The 6800-nt window shown below is 59.4% G+C and carries 6 protein-coding genes; 5 read left to right on the top strand and 1 reads right to left on the bottom strand.

Annotation, left to right across the window (positions count from 1 at the left end; genetic code table 11):
• A partial coding sequence (locus tag BMX04_RS01770; RefSeq protein WP_139194464.1) for an integrase core domain-containing protein occupies positions 1–267 on the top strand: 267 nt, incomplete at its 5' end.
• Positions 268–323: 56 nt separating this feature from the next.
• Here BMX04_RS01770 and BMX04_RS01765 read toward each other — a convergent pair.
• Positions 324–887 (bottom strand): hypothetical protein, encoded by a 564-nt coding sequence (locus tag BMX04_RS01765; protein ID WP_139194463.1) that lies wholly within the window; start codon positions 885–887, stop codon positions 324–326.
• 482 nt (positions 888–1369) lie between these two features.
• Here BMX04_RS01765 and BMX04_RS01755 point away from each other — a divergent pair, with 482 nt between their 5' ends.
• From BMX04_RS01755 to BMX04_RS01740, 4 genes are all read left to right on the top strand, one after another.
• Positions 1370–1822 (top strand): DUF2924 domain-containing protein, encoded by a 453-nt coding sequence (locus BMX04_RS01755; RefSeq protein ID WP_074784666.1) that lies wholly within the window; start codon positions 1370–1372, stop codon positions 1820–1822.
• Positions 1819–3126: a recombinase family protein gene (locus tag BMX04_RS01750; protein ID WP_074784664.1), complete on the top strand. Its 1308-nt coding sequence runs from the start codon at positions 1819–1821 to the stop codon at positions 3124–3126. Before BMX04_RS01755 ends, BMX04_RS01750 begins: the two co-directional genes overlap by 4 nt.
• Positions 3123–3533 (top strand): hypothetical protein, encoded by a 411-nt coding sequence (locus BMX04_RS01745; RefSeq protein WP_074784662.1) that lies wholly within the window; start codon positions 3123–3125, stop codon positions 3531–3533. The genes BMX04_RS01750 and BMX04_RS01745 overlap by 4 nt, the downstream gene beginning before the upstream one ends.
• Positions 3534–3666: 133 nt before the next feature.
• Complete coding sequence (locus BMX04_RS01740; RefSeq protein ID WP_074784659.1) at positions 3667–6798, top strand: site-specific DNA-methyltransferase; 3132 nt, start codon at positions 3667–3669, stop codon at positions 6796–6798.
• Positions 6799–6800: the final 2 nt, after the last annotated feature.

Here is a 6800-nt window from a genome sequence, read left to right as displayed (position 1 = left end):
CAGACACAGGGCAAGATCGAGCGGTGGCACCAGACCATGAAGAACCGTGTTCTGCTCGAGCATTACTTCCTGCCCGGAGACCTCGAGCGCCAGATCGGCACCTTTGTCGAACATTACAACAACCATCGCTACCACGAGAGCCTTGGAAACCTGAAGCCCGCCGACGTCTACTTCGGGCGCGCAGAGAAGATCCTGAAACAGCGAGAGGAGATCAAACGGAAAACCATGCTCAAGCGGCGCTTGCGCCACGAAACTGAAAACGCATAAACTTAATCAAGGATGAGCCAGAGCCTCCAAACGAAAGCACGCTCTGATGTCCCAAATTATCTGACGACGCACACGTAGTAATGGATCACTCGCTCGACAAAGTTGGCGTAAAAGCTTTGGGCCAATGCGGCGAATTTTTCAGTTCCCCTCAAACTGGCGAGCGAGGCCCGCACGTCGTCCGCGCCGGGGCTCCAAAGAGATGGAAGGTTCGACTGCATGCCCTCTGCCAACGCCGAAAGGCCAGCGCGACGAGCGATTTCGCCGAGGTCTGTATTCCCCTGGTGGATCCGACGTTGAACCCGCTCCACGGCACTGTCATACTGAAAGAGGAGGTCAGAGACCGACGCGGGCTTGGCGCCGTTGATGCCGATTTCAGCCAGTGCCCTTGATGCATCTTTGGCCGCACTTGCCTGAGGCAAGCGGATCAACAACCAGAGCGCTTCAATGAAGACATCGTCTTTCAAAGCAAATTTCAGTGCTTCTCGACCAAATTCGGTAATTTGATCGGCCACCGCCTCGGTTGGAATACCGCCGTCCACTATGTACCGAATAATTTCGGGCAACAGGCGGTATGCCGGCATTTTTCCAAGACGCTGGTGCCCCATTAAATCATCTCTCAAATTTATCGGTGCTTGAAACCGGAATATGCGCTCCCATCAAATCTTCCCGCGAGACTGGCGTCTCGTGCGCAGGCACACGTTCACTCTGTCCGGATCATGATTCGCTTTCAAGGCATTGTTAAACACCGAGAATGCTCGCGTCAGGAGAGATGTTCGCTCGTGCCGTCTATGAATGATTTCGAAGCAGCGCGCAGAAACCAGACAAGCATTTGTTTTTGATTGTTTTTATTGGCTAACCGCATAGCGTTTCCCTGTTCGAAACGTTCTCCTGCCGGTGCTCCAATGAAACGACCCAACCCACTCCCAGCGGACCAGATGACACCGGCTGAACGCCGTGCCGATTTGTGTGGCCTGCTGGCTATCGGGCTGGTTCGCCTGCGGATGCGCGATCGGGCGGAAGTATCTGAGAATAGTAGAGAAAGTTCCCTACACTATCCGGCCGACGAATGGCGTCATGCAACTCCAACTCACCGGAGAAACGCATGACCAAACAAGACCCCATTCCCGTCCGCCTGGACGCGCTGAAGACAACGCCAACGCCAGACCTGAAGACGCAATGGCGTGAGCTGTTCGACAGCGAGCCGCCGCCGTTCAATCGTCGCTACCTCGAGAGCCGCCTCGCGTACCGCATCCAGGAACTGGCCTATGGCGGCCTGAAGCCGGAAACTGTGAAGCGGCTGGAAGTTCTCGGCGAACAGCTGGACGGTGGCGACCGCAAGAAGAGCCGCATCCGCGCTGACCTGAAGCCCATCGTAGGTACACGGCTGATCCGTGAATGGCAGGGCATTGAGCATCTCGTCACCGTCACGTCTGACGGTTTCGACTGGCAGGGCCGACCTTACAAATCGCTGTCCGCCGTTGCCCGCGCCATAACCGGCACGCGCTGGAACGGCTGGATGTTCTTCGGCCTGAAAAACCACCGGAGGGGCGCATGACCAAACCCATCGTCAGAAAACTGCGCTGCGCCGTTTACACCCGGAAGTCCTCCGAGGAAGGGCTTGAGCAAGAGTTCAACTCGCTCCATGCCCAAAGGGAAGCCTGTGAGGCGTACATCGCCAGCCAGCGGTCCGAGGGCTGGGTTCTGGTTCGCGACCAATATGACGACGGCGGCATTTCCGGCGGAACGCTGGACCGCCCCGGCCTGAAACGGCTACTCGCGGACGTCGAGGATGGGCTGGTGGACGTGGTTGTCGTGTACAAGATCGACCGCTTGTCGCGCTCGCTCATGGATTTTTCCAAGCTGGTCGAGGTCTTTGACCGGAATGGCGTCACCTTCGTTTCCGTAACGCAGTCTTTCAACACGACAACGTCTATGGGGCGGCTAACGCTGAACATCCTGCTCTCGTTTGCCCAGTTCGAGCGTGAGGTGACGGCGGAACGTATTCGGGACAAGGTTCGCGCCAGCCGAATGAAGGGCATGTGGATGGGCGGCGTGCCGCCTCTGGGTTACGAGGTGAAGGACCGCAAGCTGGTCATCAAGGAAGCCGATGCCGACAAGATACGCTGGATTTTCGCCCGCTTCATCGAAATCGGATCAGGCACGGAACTGGCGCGGGAACTGGCGGCACGCGGTATTCAGACCAGCCGTGGCAACCGGATCGACAAGAAATACCTGTATCGCCTGTTGAACAACCGCGCCTACATCGGCGAGGCCGTGCACAAAGGCGACAGCTATCCCGGCGAGCACGACGCGATCATCGACCGCGCGGTTTGGGACAAGGTCCACGCCATCCTGACGACAAGCCCCCGCAAACGCGCCGCGCGCACGCGTGCCGACACGCCAGCCCTGCTGAAAGGACTGCTATACGGCCCCGATGGCGCGGCGTTCTCGCCGACCCACACCCGCAAGAAGGGCAAGCTTTACCGCTACTATGTCAGCCAGACTGTTTTGAAACACGGTGCAGGATCATGTCCGGTCGGCCGGGTTCCAGCGGGCGAAATCGAAAGCGCCGTCATCGACCAGCTCCGCGCCGTGTTCCGCCAACCCGAAATCGTAGCGGGCACATGGAAAGCGGCACGCGCACAGGACGGCGAGATCACCGAGGCCGATGCCCGTGACGCACTGGCCCGACTCGATCCGCTCTGGGATGAACTCTTCCCCGCAGAGCAGGCGCGCATCGCGACACTGTTGGTCGAGCGGATTGATATTGGCACGGACGGGCTGAATGTTCGCCTTCGGATGGACGGTCTGACCGGGCTGGCGCGCGAAATGATGGCTGATCTCGGGGCGGCGGCATGACTCGCGCGACGCCAGCACCGGAAACGGTGACAGTGCATGTCCCGTTCCGCCTCGTGAAACGAGGCGGCCGCAAGGAAATGCACCTACCGGATGGGGCATCCAGACAGCACAAGATTGACAACACGCTAGTCAAGGCGGTGGCGCGAGCATTTCGGTGGAAGCGTATGCTGGAGACGGGGGAGTTCGCATCGATATCTGAGGTAGCCCGTTCCGAGGGTATCGCATTCACCTATATGGCAAGGGTATTGCGGCTTTCGCTGCTTTCGCCAGAGGTCGTTGATGCCATCATGTCGGGCCAGCACCACTCGCACATTTCTTTGGCGAAGCTAATGGACCCATTCCCATTGAATTGGGCCGAGCAAGAAACGTTTTGGCTGTCTGAAAGACAAAACCCGGAATCCGAATAGACATCAACGTATCGAGAGACACGAGAAGCACGCCACGGCGGAATCGGGCGTGCAAAAGCCAAGGTCGCGCGATAGGGTCCCCGAAAACAAGACGTGAAAACAAGCCCTTTTCGCAAGTATCGGTGATCCGCCCATGTCCGACAGCCTGACCGACCTGATCCTGTCCTTGACGCCCGAAGACGGGTCTTCCATCGGCAATGGCGCGATGATGGCGCTTTTGCGCGAGCATCTGCCGGGCTTGGCGGACGAAGATTATGCGGTCGCGCGCGATGAACTGGTTGAGGACGGGGCCCTCGGGCGCGGACGGGGGCGCGGCGGGTCTATCTATCGCGCGGATGTGGCTGATCTTGAATTGACCGCGCCCGTGGTCAAGGAACCCAAGACAACCACCACTACGCGCAAGAAGAGCACCCGCAAATCCGACGATCCGACACAGGTGGTCAGCTACCGGCATGGCGAGACGCGGGTGAACAACCCCGAGGTCGGGATGGTCCACGCGGGCACCGATCCGGACGGGGACAAGACGACCTGGGCCTATGATCCGCATCTGGATCCGGTGCTGAACTTCGACTCTGCGCGCGGCGGGATCGAGACTCTGATCGACGACGCCCTTGCCAGCGACGATCCCCAGCGGATGAAGGACGCGCTGGTGGAACTTAAACGGCTCCAGCAGCCCTATCTGAACTGGACGGGCAAGGCGGAGAAGACCAGTTTCGAGGTCGATACAGTCTCGCTCCATGTCCATGAACGGGTTGACCCGGCGACGATCCTGGCCAATGCGACCAAGCGGCTGAAGGGCAAGGATGCGCCCAGCCAGTGGCGGCAGCCGGACCTGTTCGCGGCGCCGTTTGAAAACCTGCCGCTGCGCCAGGCGTTGGATTTCTACCACCACGAAAAGGGCTGGTCGAACCGGCTGGTGGCGGGCGACAGCCTGCTGGTGATGAACTCGCTTCTGACCAAGGAGAGCATGGGCGGCACCGTCCAGATGATCTATATCGACCCGCCCTATGGCATCAAATACGGGTCGAACTTTCAGCCCTTCACCAACAAGCGCGACGTGAAGGACCGGTCAGACGCGGACCTGACGCAGGAACCCGAGATGATAAAGGCGTTTCGCGACACCTGGGAATTGGGCATCCATTCCTACCTCACCTATTTGCGCGACCGGCTGCTGCTGGCGCGGGACTTGCTGACCGAAAGCGGGTCGGTGTTCGTGCAGATTTCGGATGAGAATTTGCATCACGTTCGTGAAATGATGGACGAGATATTCGGCGTAGAAAACTTCATAAGCAACATTGTAATACAAAAGACCGGCGGACAAGCTTCTCAAAATCTCGCCAATATTGCAGATTACGCAGTCTGGTATTCTCGTGACAGATCAAAACTTAAATATCGACAAATCTACAGAGAGAAGATTGCAGGAGAGGGGCACGGCTCCGGCGCACGATATAATCTGACCGATGATTGCGGCCGTGAATATCAGTGGACTGCTCTTGTCTCAAACCGTCCGCCAGGCTCGTTTCCCGTCGATTTCCAAGGTAAGGAGTGGGGACCTTCTGGTGGTTTCTGGAAAACGGGTGAGGCCGGTTTTAAACGAATAATCGCGGCGGGACGTGTCAGTGGAAGTGCAACAACTCTTCGGTACAAGCGTTTCTTGGACGACTTTCCGGCATATGAGATTTCAAACATCTGGTCTGATGTGGCCGGAAGCCCAGACAAGATGTATGTCGTCCAGACTGCTGCGGCAGTTATAGAACGCTGCCTTTTGATGGCCACAGATCCCGGCGATCTGGTGCTCGATCCGACCTGTGGCTCTGGCACCACCGCCTTCGTCGGGGAAAAATGGGGGCGGCGCTGGATCACCTGCGACACCTCGCGCGTGGCGATCACGCTGGCCAAGCAGCGACTGATGACCGCGTCGTTCGACTATTACGCCCTGCGCTATCCGCACGAGGGTCTGGGCGGCGGTTTCGACTATGAAACCGTGCCGCATATCATGCTGAAAAGCATCGCCAACAACCCCGACATCGACACGATCTACGACGAGGATCACCCCAAGGTCGCGGCCGCGCTCGACACCCTCAACACCGTGCTCACCACCACATCGGCCGCCACCCCGCCGAAGCCCCTGAAACCCACCCAAGGCGTGCGCAAGGGCAAGCCGGTGGACTTCGCCAAGGGCGAGACGCTGTTTGAGTGGGAGGTGCCGTTCGATCTGCCCGACGATTGGCCCGACGCCGCGCGCGCCCCGTTTGAAGCGTTCCATAAAGCCCGTCAGGCGATGCAGCGCCGCATGGACCAGTCCATCGCCGATCACGCCGATCAGGAAACGCTGTATGACAAGCCCCGCATCGACAAGAACCGCCTGCGCATCACCGGCCCGTTCAGCGTCGAGGCCGTGCCCGCGCCCACCGTCCTGTCGCTCGACGAAAGTGTGCCCGCGAGGGAGGCGGACGAGACTGTCGCCCGCTCCGGCGAGACCTCACGCCAGTCGCTCTGGCGCGACGAGCTGCTGAAGACCGGCGTGCGCGGAAAGGGCGGCGCGATGCTGCGCTTTGCCGAATTCGAAACCCTGCCGGGGTTGAAACACATCCATGCCAGCGGATCGCTGGCCGACACCGGCGAACGTGTCGTCGTCAGCTTTGGCCCCGAACACGCCAGCCTGGAACAGCGTCAGGTCGAATTGGCCCTGACCGAGGCCGAAACCTTGCGCCCGTCGCCCAAATTCATCCTGTTCTGCGCCTTCACCTTCGATCCTGAGGCCGCCAAGGACATCGACGAGGTGAATTGGCCGGGTGTCACCCTGCTCAAGGCGCAGATGAACACCGACCTGCTGACCGAGGATTTGAAGAAGAAACGCGCTTCCAACCAGTCCTTCTGGCTGATGGGCCAACCGGACGTGGATCTGCGCAAACGCAAGGACGGGATGTGGGAGGTCGAGGTCAACGGCTTTGACTATTTCGACCCGAAGGCGGGCGATCTGGTGTCTGGCGGTAAAAACCAGATCGCCATGTGGTCGCTGGATGTGGACTACGACCAGCGCTCGCTCATGCCGCATCAGGTGTTCTTTCCCATGGCCGATGCCAAGGGCGGCTGGAACCGGCTGCGCAAGACGATCCGCGCGGAATTAGACGAGGACCTGCTGGAGCAGTTCCACGGCACCGTCTCGCTGCCGTTCGAGGCCGGAGACAACAAGCGGATCGCGGTGAAGATCGTCGATGATCGCGGGATCGAGTCCCTCAAGATCATGCCGCTGGAGGGGTAAGC

Source organism: Roseovarius tolerans, assembly GCF_900109855.1.
Classification (GTDB): domain Bacteria; phylum Pseudomonadota; class Alphaproteobacteria; order Rhodobacterales; family Rhodobacteraceae; genus Roseovarius; species Roseovarius tolerans.
This window is presented reverse-complemented; position numbering and strand designations above follow the sequence as displayed.

What these genes read in the sequence shown, in the direction of transcription:
- BMX04_RS01750 (WP_074784664.1), top strand. Translation starts at nt 1,819, where the DNA reads ATGACCAAACCCATCGTCAGAAAACTGCGCTGCGCCGTTTACACCCGG.
- BMX04_RS01755 (WP_074784666.1), top strand. Translation starts at nt 1,370, where the DNA reads ATGACCAAACAAGACCCCATTCCCGTCCGCCTGGACGCGCTGAAGACA.
- BMX04_RS01740 (WP_074784659.1), top strand. Translation starts at nt 3,667, where the DNA reads ATGTCCGACAGCCTGACCGACCTGATCCTGTCCTTGACGCCCGAAGAC.
- BMX04_RS01745 (WP_074784662.1), top strand. Translation starts at nt 3,123, where the DNA reads ATGACTCGCGCGACGCCAGCACCGGAAACGGTGACAGTGCATGTCCCG.